A 20,095-nucleotide genomic window follows, 5' to 3' on the forward strand; every position below is an offset into this window, starting at 1 on the left:
AATCAAAGCTTAAACGGTCTTGTAGGTACATCATCGTGGTCTTCATAAACCAACTCCATGGTATTACGAACAGCGTCCAAAATTTGGATTAGGTTCAGGCTATCTCTCAATGTCCACCAATCACTTTCTTTTCTTCCTTCCCTCAAACAAATATTTACTTCTTCTATTTCGTATTGGTAGCCCCACGTCGGACGATCAAAAGTGAAGCGCTCGGTCGTTCCATCTTGGTATTTGACCGTAAATGCCTTGCTTTCGTGCCAACGAGGTTCAATAAAAATCATGCCTTTCTCACCATAAATAACCGCATCAGAAGTAGTTTCAGCCCTAAAAGTGCAGCTTAAAAAAGCGAAACTACCATCGCGATAGGTCAATGTCATCCCAGTGGACTCATCCACTTTTGTTTCGGCAAACGTACAGTGCGACGCAATTTCGTAAGGCATCCCAAAAACTAAGTATGCCAAAAACACAGGATAAATACCAATGTCAAGCAGTGCTCCTCCACCAAGGTCTTTGTTGTAGGCACGTTGCGTCAAATCTTGGTTTGCCCGAAAACCAAAATCCGCTTTTAAGCCCATCACTTTCCCAATGGCCCCCGACTCAATGATTTCGAGCATTTTATGGGTCCATGGCAAAAAGCGCGTCCAAAAGGCTTCCATCAAAAAAGTATTTCTCATTCGCGCCGATTCCACCATCGTCTCCACCTGCAACCTATTCATCGCAAACGGCTTTTCGCACAGTACAGGAATATTTGCGCTTAGACAAAGTAGCGTATGTTCAAAATGAAATACGTGCGGCGACGCAATATAAACCACATCTAACTCAGGGCAAGCCACTATTTCGTCGTAGCTACCATAGGCATATTTAGCTCCGTATTCATTGGCAAATGTTTCCGCCCGTCCTTTGTCGCGCGATGCAACCGCCATCAGAACCGCTCCTTCGACATGCTTTAAATCTTGAGCAAATTTATGAGCAATCCGCCCAGGCCCGATTATTCCCCAACGTATCATAACCTTTCTTTTAGTCTGTTTTTGTTAATCTTTTCGTATAGATACGCAAAAAAAGGCATTTCGATGCTTGTAAAATCACATTTTGCTCAGTTTTTATATTGAAATATCCTTTTAACGTAACAAAATGACTGGTATGGAGGATGCTACCTATGAATATCTGCTGAATTATTTAACTTTGGTTTTTCAACTAACCTTTACCCAACTATGCCCAAACCCAAGATTGGCGGCTACCGAGCAGGTAGTGTCCCTGACAATACCACGTATCGAAAAGTGGCTAAAAAACAATCCCTTCCTCCCAAAGTTGACCTACGAAATTTCCTAACTTCTATCGAATACCAAGTAGGAAACAGCTGCGTGGCCAATGCCTTTGCGGGCGCCTACGAGTACCTCGCCAAAAGAACGCTCGGTGAAGCAGGCGATGTAAGTAGGCTTTTTATTTATTACAATGCCCGCTCCGTGGAAGGAATGGAAAGCGAAGACGAAGGTACCACCATGACAGCGGCAATTGAAGCCCTAAAAGAATACGGAGCTTGCTCCGAAGACTACTGGGCAAACGACGAAGAAATGATTCTCGAAGAACCCGATGAAGACTCTTACAACCAAGCGAGTTTGTTTAAAGTAGTGGAGGAAGAATACCTCGAAACCGACCTCGAACTGTGGAAACAAACCCTCGCCCAAGGCTATCCCATTGCTTTTGCCCTCAATACTTTTAACTCATTTGACTCCGCCACGACCAACAAAGGCCGAGTGCCCCTGCCTCGTGCGCGCGAGACCGAACGCGAAACGCACGGCTGGCACGCTATGTTGTGCGTGGGCTATTCAGACCCTGACCAGCGATTTATTGTCCGCAACTCATGGGGTGAAGAGTGGGGAGACAGCGGCTACTGCTACATTCCTTACGACTACATCATCCACCAAGATTTGAATGCCCATGATTCTTGGATTATCAAAGCAGTCGAAAACTTAGACTTCAGCGAAGACATTGCCTCTGATGACGAAGAATCGTATTTTGCAAAAGAGGGTTTAACGTACTTGGAAGAATTTTGGGTCGAATTAGAATCTTCCGACGACGTAGAAGACTTTGCGTCTGCGCTCGAAGAGCTTTGCCTCGAATACGTAGAATCGGAAGAAGATTTCTATTTTGAATACGAAGAAACTGAAGAAGACGACTGTATTTACATTGAAATGTCTAGCTTCGAAATCCTCACCGAAGATTACGAATCGTTTTTAGAAGCCCTCGACGAGCTTTGCCTCGAATACGCCCTCGATGAAAATTATAGCTATGAGGTGACGGAATAACTTCTACCCTTCTCGCCGTTTCTTGTACGCTTTGGCAAACATAAACAGCAGTACGCCAAAGACCAAAACGCCGCCAAAAGCGTACAGGAAATTGAGCGTGTCGCGCAAAACCGCCAACAACGCAATACTCACCAAAAAGAGCGTAGGAAGCTCGTTAAGAAGCCTAAATTGGAAGGAATCAAACGGATTTTTACCTTGTTCCAACTGCACAATAATACGTTTGCACCAAAGGTGATAAACCGTCAGTAAAATCAAAATGGCCAACTTAACGTGAAACCAACCCATTTGCCAATAGCCTGGATTGAGTAAGGTCATCGTGAGGCCGCATGTCCATGTAAGCATCATGGCGGGGTTGCAGATGATTTTATACGCCCGCCATTCCATAAGGTTAAACTGCGCTTTAAACGCTTCTCGAAGCTCAGGAGTAGGCTTTTGTTCGGCTTCTACGTGATACACAAACATTCGTACCAAGTAAAACAAGCCCGCAAACCACGCAACTGCCCCCACAATGTGGAAAGCTTTAAAATAAAAAAGTGCCATGTATGATGCTGTTACCCTACAATAAGTTTCTGCCCTTTACGAACAGTATTGCCTTTTAAGCGGTTGATTTTTTTCAAGCGACTGATATTGATTCCATAACGTTCGGCAATGGTCGAAAGCGTATCGCCTGGCTGAACGCGGTGATAACGAATCTTAATTTTCGTCTTTGTATCCGATGCCAACTGCGCTGGCGCACTGGCGTTTTTGGTAGTCTCTTTGAAGACAACCAATCGCTTACCACGCATGATACTATTGCCTCGCAAATGGTTCCAGCGTTTTAGGTCGTACGTATCTACCCCATAACGGCTTGCTATTTTCCCGAGAGTCTCCCCTCGGCGCACCGTGTGGTACATTTTTCGCGTCTGGCGCGTAATGATGGTTTCTGGATCTTCATTTTCGTCGCCCGCCGCAACCAATCCACCTACTTTTTTGATAGCGCCAGCACTATCGGTAGTTTCCTCCCCGTTCGTTGCCAATAACATACGGCTTTGGAAGGGTGATTTCGTCGCTGAATCCCAAATGGCTAGACGATTTTCTTGAAAAAAGTCAAAATTATGACTCGGAACACGGAGCACGTATTCTTTGGTAGTTGCAGGAAGTTCAGTGTTGATAACTTGTGGATTAAGTTTATAAAACTCATCCAACGAAATATTGCTTAGTTTCGCAAACGTATGCAAATTGACATATCCCGACACTTGAATCGTGTCAAAAAGCATGGGATAATCGGGGGTTTCTGCAAAAATACCGTGGTCGGCGTGGTAGTGCATCAAATAGGTCATGGCCACAAATTGAGGCACATAATGGCGCGTTTGTTTGGGCAAGAAATTATAGATTCCCCAGAAAGTACTCGAACCTGAGCGGCGCATCGCCCTTTTTACATTGCCTGGCCCTACGTTATAAGCGGCCAAAGCCATTTCCCAATCACCAAAAGCACGGTGAAGACGTTTCAAATACACACAAGCGGCTTCGGTTGATTTTACGGGGTCAAAACGCTCGTCGATGTAGTCGTTTTGCTTCATCCCATACTCACGACCCGTTGCAGGCATAAATTGCCACAACCCTCCTGCTCCTGCGTACGAAATAATGCGCGGGTTTAACCCCGATTCAATCAATGACAAAAACTTCAACTCACGCGGCATTCCGTGTTTTTCAAGCATCTGCTCGTACAACGGAAAGTACAAGTGCATTTGCTCTAACATTCGCTTCACAAAGCTCGGCTTGCGGTAGATAAAATACTCCACAAACTGATGCGTTACCTTATGATAACGGAGTGGAATGATGTTTTCCAACTTAGCAAGACGTTCGCGTACAAGCGCTTCCGACACCGTTGAGTCGGCCATTGCTTCTACTTGAATTTGTTCTTCCACTACGTTGGTGTCAGTCTCTACTTCTTGTGCACAGGCACCCACGCTTGTTCCAAGCCAACACATCCCCGCTACCAACCCCATGCCCACAATTCGCTTCAATTCCATCATCGTTCCGTTGTTTTCTCGTTAGGTTTTACATCTTTTTTGTTCGTTTTTCAATGGCTATTTTATCGCTTATGTTGAGTATTAGGCCAAAGAACTTGCTGGTTCTTTGGCTACTATGTATTTTGAAAAAGCCAGCAAGTCAGCTTCTCCGAAGGGTTTTCCTAGTACTTGAAGCCCCATGGGAAGGCCCTGCGCGTCGGTTCCTGCAGGAATCGAAATGGCAGGATACCCAATCACGTTTGCCTGTACCGTAAAAATATCGGCCAAGTACATCTGTAACGGATCTTCGGTTTTGTCTCCAATCGGGAAGGCCGTTGTTGGCGTAGTTGGCATTATTAAAAAGTCATATTTCTTAAAAAGCTCATCGGTCTGATTTTTTACCAGACGACGCACTTTTTGAGCTTTGGTATAATACGCATCATAATAACTCGCACTGAGCACAAACGTACCAAGCATGATGCGTTTTTTTACTTCCTTACCAAAACCCTCACTGCGCGATTTTTTGTAAAGTTCCATCAAATCCACGGGAGTCGCCGTACGGTGACCGTAGCGCACGCCGTCAAAACGAGATAAATTAGAACTCGCTTCTGCCGTGGTAAGAATGTAGTAGGTAGGCAAGATGTACGAAAGTAGCGCAAAATCTATCGGCTCTACTTCATGCCCTTGCTCACGTAACCAGTCAAGTTTTGCTTGCATGGCTTGGCGAATTTCGGGTTGTAATGCCTCGCTTTCTACGCCTTCTCGCAAATACGCTACTTTTTGTTTTTGAACCGTCGTTTTGGCTACCGCTTGCGTAAATGAAGGCACAGGCTGCTGAGATACCGTACTATCAAAATCATCCGCTCCAGCCATGATTTCTAGCAAAAGAGCAGCATCATCTATACTTTTGGTGATTGGCCCTATGCAATCAAACGAAGAACCGTAGGCAATCAGCCCCCAACGCGATACACGTCCATAGGTAGGTTTTAGGCCAACAAGCCCGCAAAAAGCCGCAGGCTGACGCACCGAACCACCCGTATCTGAGCCTAATGATGCCAAGCACATGTCTGCTTGGACTGCCACTGCCGAGCCTCCCGACGAACCTCCAGGAACGCGGGATGTATCCGCAGCGTTGCGCACCACCCCAAACGCACAGCTTTCGTTGGAAGAACCCATCGCAAATTCATCGCAGTTTTGACGGCCAATAATGATTGCATCTTCGGCCAATACCCGCTGTACAGCAGTCGCAGTGAACTGCGACACAAAACCATTTAAAATGGAACTTCCTGCTTGTAATCCGTGATTTTGATAGCAAAGGACATCCTTGATTCCGAGTACCATTCCCGCTAGGCGTCCTGCCGTTCCTGCCGCAATTTTTTGGTCAATTTCTTCTGCTCTTTGCGTTGCTTCTTGGTCATACACCGCCACAAACGCATTCAAGACTGGATTTTTTTCCTCTATGTTTTTCAAATAATACGCCACTAGCTCACGGCACGATACAACACCCGAACGGAGGTCGGTTTGAATTTCACTAAGAGAGGTATAATGATAGCTCACAATCAATAGATTACCGCCAACGAAATTGGCATTAAATTGGGATTGGTACAAAACAAAAATCGGCAGTAGTCCGAAGGCTACTGCTGATTTTTAGCTAAATTGTCGTAAAAAAGCCTCTTTTCGGCAACATTTCTCCGAAAATTAGCGGGCAGACCTTAGCGACTTTCGTCAAGTCCTTTTTCGATGTTTTCTTTCACTTCCTTAGAAGCTTCTTTGAATTCACGAATGCCTTTTCCTAACCCTTTCATCAACTCAGGAATTTTCTTTGCGCCGAAAAGTAACAACACGATAAGGGCGATAAAAATGAGTTCCTGTCCACCCAAGCCCATGATTAAAAAAATTGAAAGCGTATTCATTTTGAAAATGCGGTTAGTGATTTCTCTAAATTGTTGCTTTTATACATTGCTGTACATTCAAGCAATGTATTGATTACAGTAATAAAACGAAATAGGACTGTTTATTTACCGTTGATTTTCGATTTTTAACCCTATTTTAAGGAATCTTTTGGCAAAATTAACAACTATTTCGCAGATTATCAGCCAATCGTGATAGTATTTCGTTTTGACTCCCACTCACGAAAAGCATCAAGGTCGTCGCCAATGGCATTAAACAACCAAACAACCAAGGCAATGTCATCGGTCAATCCTACAATTGGTAGTATATCAGGAATGACATCAATTGGTGACAAAAAATACAGCAAAACCGCAATAATGCGGGTCAGCGTTTTCCATGGTACGGCTTTGTATTCTCCCTTAACGTAGGCTTTGAGCAAACGTACCAATAACATCACTTTTTCCCTGAGGGAATCGTAGGTCGCCCCTTTTAACGCATTGGTTTTGTTCAATACTTTTCCCAAAAGCTCTAAAAGGCTGCCCGCATTGCGGGCATAACGCCCTGCTTTACCAGTGGCGCTTTTAAAAAATACAGACTTCAATACCCGAACTAAGATATTGTCAGAAGTGGACGCGGAAGGCATTTCGGTACTATTAATTGGGTGTTAATTTGTTTACACCCTCATAAACGTAAAAATGGTTGAAAAGATTTGCTAGGCGCGTATCTTATTTCCAACCTTGTTTGATACAAAGCTGGTTGATATGCTCATAATGGTGCTCACTGTGCCAAGCGTACAGCGCTGCTACTTCGCGCAGCGGGAATACCCGTTTTGTTTCTGGGTGAAAATAGGTACGTTCCCAATCGGCATCGGTCAGTGAGTTGAGCAACATTACCCAACGCAAATGCACGTATTTCAGCAACTGCAACGACCATTCTACGGGCGCGCCTTTGCCATCGGCCAATTCAGCCCACAAGGCTTCTTCGTAGGGCTTAATTGCGGGATTGTCCTCGGTCAACGCCAGCTTAAAGCGAATGTAAGCATTCATGTGGCTATCAACAACGTGATGGACCGTTTGGCGCACCGTCCAGCCTTCGGGGCGGTAGGGTGTTTCTAATTGTACCTCATTAAGTACATTCACCACGTTAAATAACTTTGAAGGCAGCGCACTGATTTCCTGAATATGCGCTTGCGTTTCGGCCGCCGAATAGGCTTTTCCAAACTCAAAACGACCAATGGGGTATTTTAGCTTTTCCATTATCTTCCAAAATCATCTTGTACACGCACGATATCATCTTCGTCTGAAGGGTGTTCGGGATTGGTATGTTGCCAAATTTCGGCCAAGACGCCCCATTCTGACAACCCCACCAAACGGTGACGCTCTCCTTGACGCAAGGTAATCAAATCACCTGGCTGGTACGACTGCACCTCGGTTTCCTCGTCGGTATCGCTTTTCACAACCCCTACTGTGCCTGACACAACGCGCCAAATCTCCGCACGGCGGTGGTGGTATTGCCACGACAATCGTTTCTCGGGTGCAACGAGTAGTATTTTAGGGCTTAGTTTTTGCGTAATTTGAATGCTTGACAGCTCAACTGTCGGGAAATAGGTGGCGGCAAACTGCGGCGTTTGGTCTTCGTTAATCACAAAAAAACCTCCCCATGGGCGGGTTTGATCTTGCTTAACAATGCTAAAACCTTGCTCGGCCAACTGCGCAGCGATGGTTTCAACTACTTCTAACTTAGTGGGGATGGGTGTTTCCATGAACATTTGCTTGGGTAAGTCGTAAAATTAGAAAAAATCTTGTAAAGTAATCTCCGTATTTTTGCCCGAATGTTTCAAAGTCACATGTCTTTTCAATCTTTAAAAGTTAGCCTTTCGCCCGCAAAGAAAATCTATTTTGCCTCTGATTTTCACCTTGGTGCCCCCACTCATGCCGATAGCCTCGTCCGCGAAAAGCGCATTGTGCGGTGGCTAGAAAGTATCCGTCACGATGCCCAACTTATCTGCTTGGTTGGCGATTTGTTTGATTTTTGGTACGAACACAAACGCGTCGTTCCGCGTGGTTTTGTTCGGTTGTTGGGAAAACTCGGGGAACTGACGGATGCGGGCATCCAGATTATCGCATTCCCTGGCAATCACGACATGTGGATGACCGATTATTTTGAAAAAGAATTAAACATCAAAACCTACCGCCGCCCGCTTGATTTACTGGTCGAAACCACACCCAATGCGCCCATTCGGTCGTTTCACATTGCGCACGGCGACGGGCTTGGCCCAGGCGACCATTTTTACAAATTACTGCGCATTGTTTTTGAAAGTAAACTGGCGAGTTGGGCTTTTGGTAACCTTTTACATCCCAATGTTGCACTCTGGATGGGGCAATCGTGGGCGTTGCATAGCTGGCGCAAACACGAAAAAGAAGGGCAGCCGTCGTATTGGGGCGAAGACAAAGAGTGGCTTGTTTTGTATGCAAAGGAACAAGAAAAACTACACCATCACGATTTTTACGTTTTTGGACACCGACACATCAAGCTCGATTTGCCCATCAATCAGCGCAGTCGAACCCTCATTTTGGGCGATTGGATTGTATATAATTCTTACGCCGTTTTTGACGGCCAAGAAACCCAGCTCGTCGATTACGACGAACCCCAAAAAGCGTAATTAATTGTCTTTCTTCAAAATATCTTGGCGGGAGATGTTTTCGCGTGGGGCTTGTTTAAGAATATCTCGGTATTCTTTCTTTTTCAAGTCACCGTTTTTGACTGACTTAATAAAGCTTGCCCAAGCAAAGGGATTCAAGAAAGGCAGGGTGTTTGAGAAACTTCGGTTGGCGGCATTATCACGACCAAAAATTTGTTGGTCCATAAAACTTCGGTAGTTAGATGCGGCGCTCATCGGTGTGGCGGCCGCCATTTGCATCAAGAGCTCTTGGCGCGTATTTCGTTCGAGGTTTTCGCGTTCAAATTCGTCAGGCAATTTCATGGCGATAAACGCTTTTTTAAAGTCTTCTTCCGTTGCATACGGATAGACCTTCACTTCAGCCAGCGTTTTTATGTCTTCTTTCATCAAAATGATGGCCGAATACGATTCTTCCATGTGGCGTTTTGGAACCACGTGGTATTGTTTTTGGTATCCCAAATAACTAAACACCACACTATCTCCAGGAAATACGGGCAAGGCAAAATATCCTGCTTCGTCCGCCAAAGTTCCTCGCCCTGCTTTTGGAATAAAAATATAGGCTTTCGCGAGCGTTTGAGTACCTTTTACTCCGACTACACGCCCCGTAAACATAATGCTTTTTACCTGCCCTTGGGCACGTCCTTCTACTGTGTTCAGCAATGAAAGCAAAAAAATAACCCCAACAAGGAAGTAGCTGTATGTATGTTTTTGTAGCATAGTTTCTGGTCAAAAATGAACGCAAAGGTGTGTCCTTATAATGAGTAACGTTTTTATCTATGAAAAAATTTTAACGAATGTCACAATAAACGGTGCCGAAAGCAGCAAGCCGTCAAAACGGTCTAAAAAGCCACCGTGTCCTGGGATTGTACTACCAGAATCTTTGATGGCGATGCTTCTTTTAAAAAGAGATTCCACTAAATCTCCTAATGTACCTGCCACCACAATCACTGCTCCGATACAATACCAGGCCCATTCTTCGTACGAGCGGAAGTAAATCCCAAGGATAAAAGCTACAATGGCTGCAAAAAAAGCCCCACCAACGGCCCCTTCCCATGATTTTTTGGGAGAAACACGTTCAAAAAGCTTTCTTTTTCCGAAATAAGTACCCGCAAAATACGCACCTACGTCGGTTGCCCACAATAGAAATAAGCTTCCGAGTACGATTTCGTAATTATAGACTCCACCACGCATCGCCAAGACACTTAGTAACGAAAAAGGGATGGCGACGTAAATAATACCCAAAAACGTAAAAGCGATGTTTTGAAAGGGCTTTAGGTCTTTTTTCTTGTATAATTTTATAAAGAAAATCATGGTCACCATCGGACTAATCAGGAAGTAATTTTGGAAATCAATTACTTCTTTTTCAATCAAAAATGTCAGAAGGTTGATAAATACCCCGCATAACGTGCCATAATAGGTTAAGGGTTGATTTCCGTCAAGCCCTAGTAGCTTGTAAAACTCTAATTGCGTAAGAATACTGATGGCACAAAAAAGCAATAAAAACGTCCAATCACTGTATAAAATAGCGGATAAAATGATGGCTACCCCTACAATTGCGGCAATAATACGTTGTTGAAGATTAGATAGGTTATTCAAAGGAGATTTCATTCTCTACGATAGTTTTGGCAATGATAGCATCTTTCAAAGGAACATACAACTCGTACTTGCCAAAGTGGTAACTGCTATCCTGTTTATTAATAACAACTCCCGAAATAGATTGTTGCTCTAAGTATTCCCGCACGATTTCGGCACGATGCTGGAAACTTGTCTCAAAGATTTTTTCCCAATTATCAACAGTCATTTGATTTATTGTAAATGTAAGCGCCTCCGTGCAATGCAGATAGTGCTAAACAATCTACAACTGAGCCACTCTACGGTGAGAAATTATTTTTAAGTTTAAAAGCAAACCTGCCGTTAGTACTAATGATATTAATGCCCCCGTCCATGAAATAGTAGATTCGGGATTCTCAACATTCATTGAAATTAGCTGCTGGTTCGACAGGTAAACCATTAGCAGTGTAGCTGCATTATTGACGAAGTGAGCAAAAATAGGTGTCCATAAATTTCGACTCCACGCATACATATAGCCAAACATGGCGCCTAGGAGCATTCGGGGTATAAAGCCCAAGAACTGCAAATGGGTAGCACTAAATATCGCCGCCGTCAACCAAATGGAGATGTGCATGTCTCCAATTTTATGAAATATTTTTCGCTGAATAATACCTCTGAACAGCACTTCTTCACCAATGGCTGGAATAATAGCCATCACCGTCATAGCCACTAATAGCTTGGGCAATGACTTAAATTCGGTCAAAAACTGGGTCATTATTGCCAATTCTTGCTCTTTACGTCTCATCCAGCTTTCGACCCTAAATAGCCCCTGAGGTAAATGTACACTGTTATTCCATTCAATAATCAGGCTATTCAACGGCATAAAAGCCAGCACGGCCAGACAAGCCACTCCTAGCAGTAAAAAAGAAGGTAACGGACGACGCACGAACTCTTCGACCCGATGTTGTTCTGACCATCGCCAATAGATAACGCTAGGAATAAGAAATGTAAACGAATGTGATACGGCTTGTATCAACATCAAATACCACCATGAGTGCGGGTAAGTCTCAGGCTTTTGCAGCATTTGAGCGATGTCTTCGAGCCCCAACCCACCATGCGTCATACTCAAGGCCATAATCGCCGCCATCGCGAGGAGATTACCTAGCGAAGAGCCCAGCAAAACCAACCCAAAAAGTAACATGACGTTACGCCAAGGGGGCCTTTGGGGGACACTATGAAAAATATCTGATTGTATTTCTTCCACGGATTAACTAAATAAACTTACACAAATATAACATTCCCTACCAAATTATGATACTTTGTCCCACACTCAGGCAACGTTTGTGCGACGTTCTCTGCCTTCCTTAAAACGAAACGGGCCTTTGGTGATACCAAAAGCCCGTCGCAATCAATGTATTTGTATGTTTACAGCGTCCGTTTTACTTCTTTCATTTCGAAGCTTTCTACAATATCCCCTACTTGAATATCATTAAGCCCTTTGATGCTAAGACCAAATTCAAACCCTGATTTAACTTCGTTTACATCGTCTTTGTAACGTTTAAGTTGCGAAATTTCACCTTCGTGAACCACAATAAAGTCACGGATAACGCGCACTTTGTTATTACGTTTAAGATGCCCATCGGTTACGTAACATCCTGCTACAGTACCCACTTTGCTAATCTTGAACACTTCGCGAATCTCAGCGTTACCCACAATGACTTCTTCCATTGTTGGCTCCAACATACCCAACATCGCATCTTTTACTTCGTTGATAGCGTCGTAAATGACCGAGTAGAGGCGAATTTCGATTTGTTCTTGTTCTGCAAGTTTCTTAGCATTGATAGAAGGACGAACTTGGAAACCAACGATGATGGCATCCGACGCAATCGCCAAGTTGACATCCGACTCAGCGATTTGACCCACCGCTTTGTTGACGATATTCACTTGTACCTCTTCCGTCGAAAGTTTCAACAATGAATCCGACAAGGCTTCGACCGAACCGTCCACGTCACCTTTGATGATGATGTTCAACTCTTTGAAAGTTCCGATGGCCTTACGACGACCGATTTCTTCCAGCGTAATGTGCTTACGAGTACGGATTGTTTGCTCACGCATGATTTGTTCGCGCTTGTTGGCAATCTCCCGTGCTTCACGTTCTGATTCCATCGCATTGAACTTATCCCCCGCTTGAGGCGCCCCGTTCAAACCAAGCAACTGCACTGGTGTAGATGGCCCCGCAGTTTTTAGGCGCGTTCCTGACGCATCAAACATGGCCTTCACACGTCCATGGTGTGAACCTGCCAAAATAGGATCTCCTACTTTAAGGGTTCCCGTTTGAACCAATACCGTTGCCAAATAGCCACGGCCTTTGTCCAGCGATGCTTCAATCACAGTACCCGAAGCGCGGCGTTCTGGGTTGGCTTTGAGTTCGAGCAAGTCGGCTTCCAACAATACTTTTTCGAGCAAATCAGGAATACCAACCCCTGATTTTGACGAGATTTCTTGTGTTTGGTACTTTCCACCCCACTCTTCCACCAAAATATTCATATTTGCCAATGCTTCACGGATTTTTTCCGTATTAGCTCCAGGCTTGTCAATCTTACTAAAAGCAAACACAATCGGACTACCCGCGTTTTGTGCGTGGTTAATCGCTTCCCGCGTTTGAGGCATGATAGAGTCGTCCGCAGCAATTACAATGATAACGACGTCGGTTACTTTCGCACCCCGCGCACGCATCGCCGTAAAGGCTTCGTGACCTGGTGTATCGAGGAAGGTAATTCGGCGACCACCATCTGTTTTTACACTGTAGGCACCAATGTGCTGCGTGATTCCCCCTGCTTCACCCGCTGCTACGCGAGTACGGCGAATGTAGTCAAGCAACGAGGTTTTACCGTGGTCAACGTGACCCATGATGGTTACGATAGGGGCGCGTTCTTGCAAATCAGCCTCATCGTCTTCAATTTCCTGTACATCGCCCTGAATTTCTTCTTCGGCAGAGATGAAAGAAACGTCATAACCAAACTCATCCGCAATCAAGGTAATACTTTCTGCATCCAAACGCTGGTTGATTGAGACGAACATACCCATGCTCAAACACACAGAAATAACCTCTTGCACCGACACGTCCATCAAAGACGAAAGCTCATTGGCCGAGACAAACTCTGTCACCTTGAGTACTTTTGCATCTTCTTGTTCTTGCATCAAGCGATCTTCTTCTGCTACTGCACGAACCCGACGACGCTCACGGCGTTTGTCAGCTCCAAAGTTTTTACCACGCGTAGTACCAGTCAAACGAGCATTTGTTGCCTTGATTGAGTCTGATACTTCTTTGTCAGAGATTTCCTCTTTGCGTTCGCGGCGGTTGTTATTGGCCGTGTTTCCGCCCTTTTTATTGTTATTATTACTGTTGTTGTTATTGTTGGTATTGTTACTGGTGTTGGTATTGTTAGTATTTGTATTCCCACCTTGTCCTTGACCCGAGTTTGGACCTCTGCGGTTGTTGTTATTGTTGGAATTATTGTTGTTACCTCCACCTTGCGCATTTCCTCCAGAGGCTTGCTGCGGTCTGTTCTGACCGTCCCTCGCAGGTCGATCTCCCGTTCTTCCGCTGTTGCCACTATTGTTGGCGTTTGTGTTGTTGTTACCGTTGTTATTTCCAGCAGTATTGTTACCGTTGTTATTATTATTGTTGTTGTTACGGTTAGTAGGCGCATTTTCAACCACCTTTTCCCCTTTGCGTACACGCTTACGCTTGCGTTTTTTGTCCTTGTCCTTATCGCGATTTCCTCCCGCATCACCACTACGGCGATCCGTTGGAAGCTCAATTTTCCCTAAAATGGTCAAACCTTTTAGTGGATCAGCTTTCGCTTCGATAAGTACAGGTTGTGCCTCCACTTCGGGGGCAGCGGCCGGCTCTTCTTTGGCTGGCTGGGGAGGAGTTACTGGCGGCTGAGGTTTTTCAACTCGTGGAGCTGGTTTCTCAACCTCCTGTTTAGGTTGCGGTTGGCTTACTTCTACCTTCACTGGTGGCTCTTGAACTTTTGGTGGAGCAGGAGTTGGCTTCACCTCTTGCACTGGTTCTTCTTTTTTCTCCTCCACTTTCGGGGTTTCCACAGGTGGTTTTATTGGCTCTGGAGCAGGAGCTGGTTTTGTCTCCACTACTTCCACTACTACAGGAGCAGGGGCTGGAGTTGGTACTGGCGCTGGCGCTGGTTTTTCTTCAACCACTGGTGGTTTCACAACTACTACTGGTTCTTCTACCTTAGGCGCCACAGGTGGTTCTGGTTTTTTCTCCTCAACAGGAGGAACTACCACCACAGGTTTCGGCTCTTCAACTGGCTTGGGAGCTGGCTGAGGAGGTGTAACCGATGATTTAGGCGCGTCTAAATCAATTTTACCTACTACTTTCAATCCAATTTGAGATGTCTCGGCACGTAAAATCTCTGGTTCTTTTGGCGACGTTGATTCAGAGGCTGATTCACTGGCAGGCTTGTTGTTACCTGCTGCTTGTGAGCTACGGAAATACAGCACGGGGCTATCTTCTCCCTTTGCTGGTGGCGTGGTTACTACTTCTTCTTTTTTGGGTGCACTTCCCCCCAACAACGACTCAGCCTTGAATTCTTTCGCCAAAAACTCAAGTTGTTCTGCGTTTAGCTTTGTATTAGGATTGTTGTCCACCTTATACCCTTTTGCAGCCAAAATACTCGCAACCGCTGCGTGATTACGGTTGAGAATTCGGGCCGCTTGGCTAAGGCGCATACTTTTTTCTTCCGACATATTGGAAATTTTCGTACTAAAGTACGGGTTATTGTTTATTCGTTTTTCTGGAAAAACCCTGAAAATTAGTCCAAAGATACAGATTTATTTGTCAAGTCTTAGTATCTCTCGTACTAACAACGCCTAAAAACCGTTTGTAATGGACATTTTAAATCTAAAAGTCCCGAATTATTCAAACTCTCGGCGCAAAATTTCTAAGATTTCATCAACGGTTTCTTCTTCAAGATCGGTACGGCGAATCAATTCTTCTTTGCTGATGCTGATTACTTGTTTCGCAGTATCCAAACCTATCTTACGGAATTCTTCGATCATCCACTCGTCGATTTCGTCCGTAAATTCGTTCAAGTCAACGTCTTCTTCATCTTCCTGACCTTCTACATCACGGAATACGTCGATTTCCATGCTCACTAAGCGGCCTGCCAGTTTGATGTTTTGTCCTCCTTTACCAATTGCCAACGACACTTGGTCTGGTTTCAAATACACCGATACTCGTTTGGCTTCGCGGTCGATCACCATCGAGGTGATTTTTGCAGGACTCAACGCACGTTGAATCAACAACTCTAAGTTTTCAGTGTAGTTGATGACGTCGATGTTTTCGTTGTTCAATTCACGTACAATCGTGTGAATACGTGAACCTTTCATACCCACGCAAGCTCCTACGGGGTCGATGCGGTCGTCGTATGATTCCACTGCGACTTTGGCTCTTTCGCCTGGTTCGCGGACAATCTTACGGATATGGATAAGGCCATCGTAGATTTCAGGGATTTCGTTTTCAAACAAACGCTCCAAGAACACTGGCGACGTACGCGACAAGGTGATGCGTGGCGTGCCGTTGTTTAACTCTACTTTGTGAATTACCACTTTTACAGGCTCCCCTTTGCGGTACTTGTCTTTGAAAATCTGCTCTTGTTTGGGCAATACGAGTTCGTTTCCTTCCGAATCCAAACAAATAAGCTCATTTTTCAAAATTTGATACACTTCCACGTTGAGCAAATCGCCCACCATGTCTTTGTATTTGTAGTACAACAATTCTTTCTCCAAATCCTTGATTTTTTGAATCAATGTTTGGCGAGCTGTTTGTACCATGCGGCGGCCAAAGTCCTCCAATTTCACTTCTTCGGCTACTTCTTCACCTACTTCAAAGTCATCTTGGATTTTACGGGCTTCTGCCAATGGAATTTTATCCGGTTCCCAAATATCTTCCGAGTTATCGTCCACGATTTCGCGGGTACGCCACATTTCGAGGTCTCCACTGTCTGGGTTGATGATTACGTCAAAATTGGTATCGGTTCCATATTTCTTACGAATCATTGTACGAAACACATCTTCCAATACTTTGATAATCGTAGGACGATCGATGTTTTTGGAACGCGCAAACTCCGCAAATGATTCTATCAATACTGCACTATCCATTTTCTTTCGAAAGAGTTAAGTGGCAAGCCACAGTTTATGATTATTCGTTAGTTTTTATTCGTATTAAAATTTGATTTGTACTTCTGCTCTGACAATATCACCATAGGCAAAAGTCAACTCCGCAGGGACTTGGTCTTTCTTCTTTTTCTTCAATTCTTCCTTGACGGTAAAACCTTCGTCCGAAACAGCGATTAACTCTCCCCTTTTTTCGATTCCATCTTTCAGAATCACTTTTAGCGTACGGCCAATGTTTTTCTGAAACTGACGAGGAAAAGCTAAGGGATAATCTACGCCTGGCGAGGAAATCTCAAGGGTATAAGCGTGCGGAATAAGCTCCTCCGCTTCAATCATATCATCTAGTTTGCGGCTTATTTCGGCACATTCGTCGATGCTAATTCCCGCGTCACTATCCATCAATATCGTCACCTTTTGCCGAACTTTTGAAGGGGAAACTTGTACCTCCACAATGAAGAATTCATCCTCTTCCAAAAGCGTTGACAGCAAAGCGATTATTCTTTCTTTTAGGTTCATTTTTTGCCAACAAAAAAGGGGAATTTCGTTCCCCTCTGTAATCAATCATCATATAATTAGGGACAAAGGTAATTGATTTTTACTAATTTAGCAAGTGTGACTCTAACTTATGCTATGCCACAGCACTTTACGATTACCGAACACGGGTACATCCGAAGACTATCTACCGCCCTTCGTAAGGAGCAAACCGATACACTTTCGGCCATTTTTGTGTCTGATTCTACTTTTGAGCTTTTAAAACAGTTATCTTTTCAAGCCAATACCGACCCACTTTTGACTTACAGCGTTCAAAAAGGGGGAGAATTTATCCGTATAAAAAACTACGTGGGCGTGCTCCAACTTGCAGATAGAACACAGATTGAGATTTTACCCAAAATAGCCTTACACACTCAATTGCCTGAGATGCGTTTGGCGCTCTTGAGAATGCTACGCACAGTACCCGAGTTGCCCTTTCATCGACTTTCGCAAGCGCAATTGCAACAGGCACACTTACCCGTTTGGGAGATTTTCATCTCCGCGTTTATTGCCGAAATTGAACAATTGACCCGACAAGGGATTCAAAAATCGTACGAGACGGTGGAGGAACAAAGTCGTTTTTTGAAGGGGAAATGGCAGTATCATCGCCAAAACCACGCTCATCCCGAATTATTGGCCGTTGAACACGACCAGTTTATCGCCGATATTTTACCCAATCGGCTGCTCAAAACCTGCATTGAGTTCTTGGCCAAACGAAGCCACTATCTACCTAATCAGGCCAAACTACGAAAGCTACGTTTTATTTGGGACGAAATACAGCCCTCTTCTACGCTGACGGAAGACTTTCAGAAAGCTCAGCACTTAGCGCGAAGTTTTGACCGCTACACACAAGCGTTAAAATGGGCTAAAATCCTGCTGATGAATCAATCGTGGAGTACCTTCGGCAAAAACACCAACGAGTCGCTTTTATTTCCTACCGAACAATTGTTTGAACGATACGTAGCACAAGGCTTTAAACGCTATTGTCAAGAATACGAAGTTGTTTATCAAGAAACAGCCCACTACTTACTTCAACGCCACGACGGGAAACCCCAATTTAAACTACGCCCCGACTTGGTTTTGCGACTCCACAAACATGTGATTGTGATTGATATAAAATGGAAACGCATCTCTCCCGAGGCTCCCAATTATGGCATCGACCAGGCGGATTTGTACCAGCTCTACGCCTACGGCCAGAAATACCGCGCAACCGAGTTGTATTTGCTCTATCCTGCTCACGAAAGTTTTACAACTCCCCTCCCCGCTTTCCGCTTTGATGATGCGCTTCAGCTAATCATTCTGCCCTTTGACATTACCCAACCTTTATCGACCGCCATCGGAACAGTTCGGGCAATTATTGACCATCAAACAAATACCCCGATGAGCTAGCTCATCGGGGTATCCATACTGTTGTTATTAAGTCAATTACTAAGCATTCAAGGCGCGGTTGCCAGTGGCGGCTAAACACGCTTCTTTAAACGCTTCGGTATAAGTCGGGTGCGCGTGCGACATGCGGCTAATGTCCTCAGCCGATGCACGGTACTCCATCGCTACCACGGCTTCCGCAATCATGTCGGCAGCGCGTGGGCCAATGATATGAGCTCCCAAAATTTCGTCAGTTTCTTTGTGAGCCAGTACCTTTACCGTACCGTCGATGTCCATACTAGCGCGGGCACGTCCCAACGCCTTGAACGGAAACGAACCAGACTTGTAAGGCACACCTTTGGCTTTGAGTTCTTCTTCGGTGCTTCCGACACTTGCTACCTCTGGCCATGTATAAACAACGCCTGGAATAAGCGAATAGTTAATGTGTGGTTTTTGACCCACGATGGTTTCCGCCACAAATACACCTTCTTCTTCAGCTTTGTGGGCGAGCATTGCCCCACGAATCACGTCACCGATGGCATAAATGTTAGACACTTTGGTTTGAAGTGTATGTTCGTCCACCTCAATTTTCCCACGTGCGTCGGTTGTCAAACCTGCATTTTCGAGGGCCAATCCATCGGTAAATGGACGGCGTCCTACGCTCATTAAGCAGTAGTCGCCCGTGAAAGTAACCGTTTCTCCTTTCGGATTTTCGGCCGTTACGACCACCTCATCTCCCGTATTTTCTACCGTTTTTACTTTGTGGCTCAAATAAAAATCAGCACCAAGCTTTTTCATGCTACGTTGAAGCTCCTTGCCCATCGTACTGTCCATGGTAGGAATCATGGCCGAAGCATACTCTACAAAGCTCACTTTGGCACCGATACGTGCATAGACCGAGCCCAATTCTGCCCCAATCACCCCTGCGCCAATCACGATAAGGTGCTTAGGCACTTCTTTCATTTGAAGAGCTTCGGTAGAAGTAATGATGCGTTGTTTGTCGATGGTGATACCAGGCAGTGACGAAGGTTTGGAGCCTGTGGCGATAACGATGTTTTTTGACGTTACCATTTCAATTTCGCCCGAATCTTTGGTCACCTTCACCGTGTTTTTATCCACGAAAGAGCCTTTCCCTTGGTAAACGTCGATTTTGTTTTTCTTCATCAAAAACTCTACGCCTTTGCATACTTGGCTAACCACCTCGCTTTTGCGGGCAATCATCTGTGCCAAATCCACTTGTAGGTTTTCGAGTTTGATGCCATGTTCAGCAAAGCTGTGCGCCGCATTGTGGTAATGTTCCGACGAGTCAAGCAATGCTTTTGAAGGAATACAACCTACGTTAAGGCAAGTTCCTCCAAGCGTTTTATATTTTTCGATGATGGCCGTTTTCAAGCCTAATTGAGCACAACGAATGGCGCAGATATAGCCTCCTGGCCCTGAACCGATAACGATAACGTCGTATTGCATTGGTTAGTTATGAATTTATGTGCCGAAGCACGAGTTATTAGCTATTTTTAGTCTCACTTTTGCATAACCAGAACTCTCTATAAAACAGCAAAGACGCCTTGAAAAAGCGT

Annotated in this window: 19 protein-coding genes; 3 read left to right on the plus strand and 16 right to left on the minus strand. The window is 44.8% G+C overall.

Going from position 1 to position 20,095, the window contains the following annotated elements; all coding sequences use genetic code 11:
- Nucleotides 1–2 precede the first annotated feature (2 nt).
- Nucleotides 3–1,007, minus strand: a complete 1,005-nt coding sequence (locus FHS57_RS06285; RefSeq protein ID WP_183972028.1) for a Gfo/Idh/MocA family protein — start codon at nt 1,005–1,007, stop codon at nt 3–5.
- Nucleotides 1,008–1,211: 204 nt separating this feature from the next.
- On the opposite strand from FHS57_RS06285, the gene FHS57_RS06290 reads away from it, so the two are divergent.
- Nucleotides 1,212–2,306, plus strand: a complete 1,095-nt coding sequence (locus FHS57_RS06290) for a C1 family peptidase (RefSeq protein ID WP_183972029.1) — start codon at nt 1,212–1,214, stop codon at nt 2,304–2,306.
- Nucleotides 2,307–2,309: 3 nt separating this feature from the next.
- Here the strand turns inward: FHS57_RS06290 and hemJ are convergent, their stop codons facing one another.
- From hemJ to FHS57_RS06325, 7 genes are all read right to left on the minus strand, one after another.
- Nucleotides 2,310–2,846: a protoporphyrinogen oxidase HemJ gene (hemJ, locus tag FHS57_RS06295; protein ID WP_183972030.1), complete on the minus strand. Its 537-nt coding sequence runs from the start codon at nt 2,844–2,846 to the stop codon at nt 2,310–2,312.
- 11 nt (nt 2,847–2,857) lie between these two features.
- Complete coding sequence (locus FHS57_RS06300) at nt 2,858–4,321, minus strand: lytic transglycosylase domain-containing protein (RefSeq protein WP_183972031.1); 1,464 nt, start codon at nt 4,319–4,321, stop codon at nt 2,858–2,860.
- Between the two features lie 78 nt (nt 4,322–4,399).
- The gene (gatA, locus tag FHS57_RS06305) at nt 4,400–5,854 is read right to left on the minus strand and encodes an Asp-tRNA(Asn)/Glu-tRNA(Gln) amidotransferase subunit GatA (RefSeq protein WP_310586978.1); all 1,455 of its coding nucleotides are present in this window, start codon (nt 5,852–5,854) and stop codon (nt 4,400–4,402) included.
- Nucleotides 5,855–6,009: 155 nt separating this feature from the next.
- Nucleotides 6,010–6,210, minus strand: coding sequence for a Sec-independent protein translocase subunit TatA/TatB (locus tag FHS57_RS06310; RefSeq protein WP_028524216.1), 201 nt, complete (start codon nt 6,208–6,210; stop codon nt 6,010–6,012).
- A 179-nt stretch (nt 6,211–6,389) separates the two neighbouring features.
- A complete protein-coding gene (locus tag FHS57_RS06315) occupies nt 6,390–6,830 on the minus strand; it encodes a YkvA family protein (RefSeq protein ID WP_183972032.1) in 441 nt (146 codons plus the stop codon).
- Nucleotides 6,831–6,912: 82 nt separating this feature from the next.
- A complete protein-coding gene (locus FHS57_RS06320) occupies nt 6,913–7,443 on the minus strand; it encodes a YfiT family bacillithiol transferase (RefSeq protein ID WP_183972033.1) in 531 nt (176 codons plus the stop codon).
- Nucleotides 7,443–7,949, minus strand: a complete 507-nt coding sequence (locus tag FHS57_RS06325; protein ID WP_183972034.1) for a cupin domain-containing protein — start codon at nt 7,947–7,949, stop codon at nt 7,443–7,445. Before FHS57_RS06325 ends, FHS57_RS06320 begins: the two co-directional genes overlap by 1 nt.
- A gap of 84 nt (nt 7,950–8,033) precedes the next feature.
- On the opposite strand from FHS57_RS06325, the gene FHS57_RS06330 reads away from it, so the two are divergent.
- Nucleotides 8,034–8,849: a UDP-2,3-diacylglucosamine diphosphatase gene (locus FHS57_RS06330; RefSeq protein ID WP_183972035.1), complete on the plus strand. Its 816-nt coding sequence runs from the start codon at nt 8,034–8,036 to the stop codon at nt 8,847–8,849.
- Here the strand turns inward: FHS57_RS06330 and FHS57_RS06335 are convergent, their stop codons facing one another.
- From FHS57_RS06335 to rimP, 7 genes are all read right to left on the minus strand, one after another.
- Complete coding sequence (locus tag FHS57_RS06335; protein WP_183972036.1) at nt 8,850–9,584, minus strand: carboxypeptidase-like regulatory domain-containing protein; 735 nt, start codon at nt 9,582–9,584, stop codon at nt 8,850–8,852.
- A 57-nt stretch (nt 9,585–9,641) separates the two neighbouring features.
- Complete coding sequence (locus FHS57_RS06340; RefSeq protein ID WP_183972037.1) at nt 9,642–10,475, minus strand: phosphatidate cytidylyltransferase; 834 nt, start codon at nt 10,473–10,475, stop codon at nt 9,642–9,644.
- On the minus strand, nt 10,456–10,668 hold the full coding sequence (locus FHS57_RS06345; RefSeq protein WP_028524209.1) for a DUF2007 domain-containing protein: 213 nt from the start codon (nt 10,666–10,668) through the stop codon (nt 10,456–10,458). The genes FHS57_RS06340 and FHS57_RS06345 overlap by 20 nt, the downstream gene beginning before the upstream one ends.
- Nucleotides 10,669–10,722: 54 nt before the next feature.
- A complete protein-coding gene (locus FHS57_RS06350; protein WP_183972038.1) occupies nt 10,723–11,619 on the minus strand; it encodes a CPBP family intramembrane glutamic endopeptidase in 897 nt (298 codons plus the stop codon).
- Nucleotides 11,620–11,843: 224 nt separating this feature from the next.
- On the minus strand, nt 11,844–15,194 hold the full coding sequence (gene infB, locus FHS57_RS06355; RefSeq protein ID WP_183972039.1) for a translation initiation factor IF-2: 3,351 nt from the start codon (nt 15,192–15,194) through the stop codon (nt 11,844–11,846).
- Nucleotides 15,195–15,362: 168 nt separating this feature from the next.
- Nucleotides 15,363–16,607: a transcription termination factor NusA gene (gene nusA / locus FHS57_RS06360; RefSeq protein ID WP_122932228.1), complete on the minus strand. Its 1,245-nt coding sequence runs from the start codon at nt 16,605–16,607 to the stop codon at nt 15,363–15,365.
- A gap of 63 nt (nt 16,608–16,670) precedes the next feature.
- Nucleotides 16,671–17,138 (minus strand): ribosome maturation factor RimP, encoded by a 468-nt coding sequence (gene rimP, locus FHS57_RS06365; RefSeq protein WP_183972040.1) that lies wholly within the window; start codon nt 17,136–17,138, stop codon nt 16,671–16,673.
- 114 nt (nt 17,139–17,252) lie between these two features.
- Here rimP and FHS57_RS06370 point away from each other — a divergent pair, with 114 nt between their 5' ends.
- Entirely contained in the window at nt 17,253–18,542 is a 1,290-nt protein-coding gene (locus FHS57_RS06370; RefSeq protein ID WP_183972041.1) for an McrC family protein, read from the plus strand.
- 39 nt (nt 18,543–18,581) lie between these two features.
- On the opposite strand, the gene lpdA is transcribed toward FHS57_RS06370, so the two are convergent.
- Nucleotides 18,582–19,985: a dihydrolipoyl dehydrogenase gene (lpdA, locus tag FHS57_RS06375; protein WP_183972042.1), complete on the minus strand. Its 1,404-nt coding sequence runs from the start codon at nt 19,983–19,985 to the stop codon at nt 18,582–18,584.
- Nucleotides 19,986–20,095 lie beyond the last annotated feature (110 nt).

This window comes from Runella defluvii, assembly GCF_014195535.1.
Taxonomy (GTDB): Bacteria; Bacteroidota; Bacteroidia; order Cytophagales; family Spirosomataceae; genus Runella; species Runella defluvii.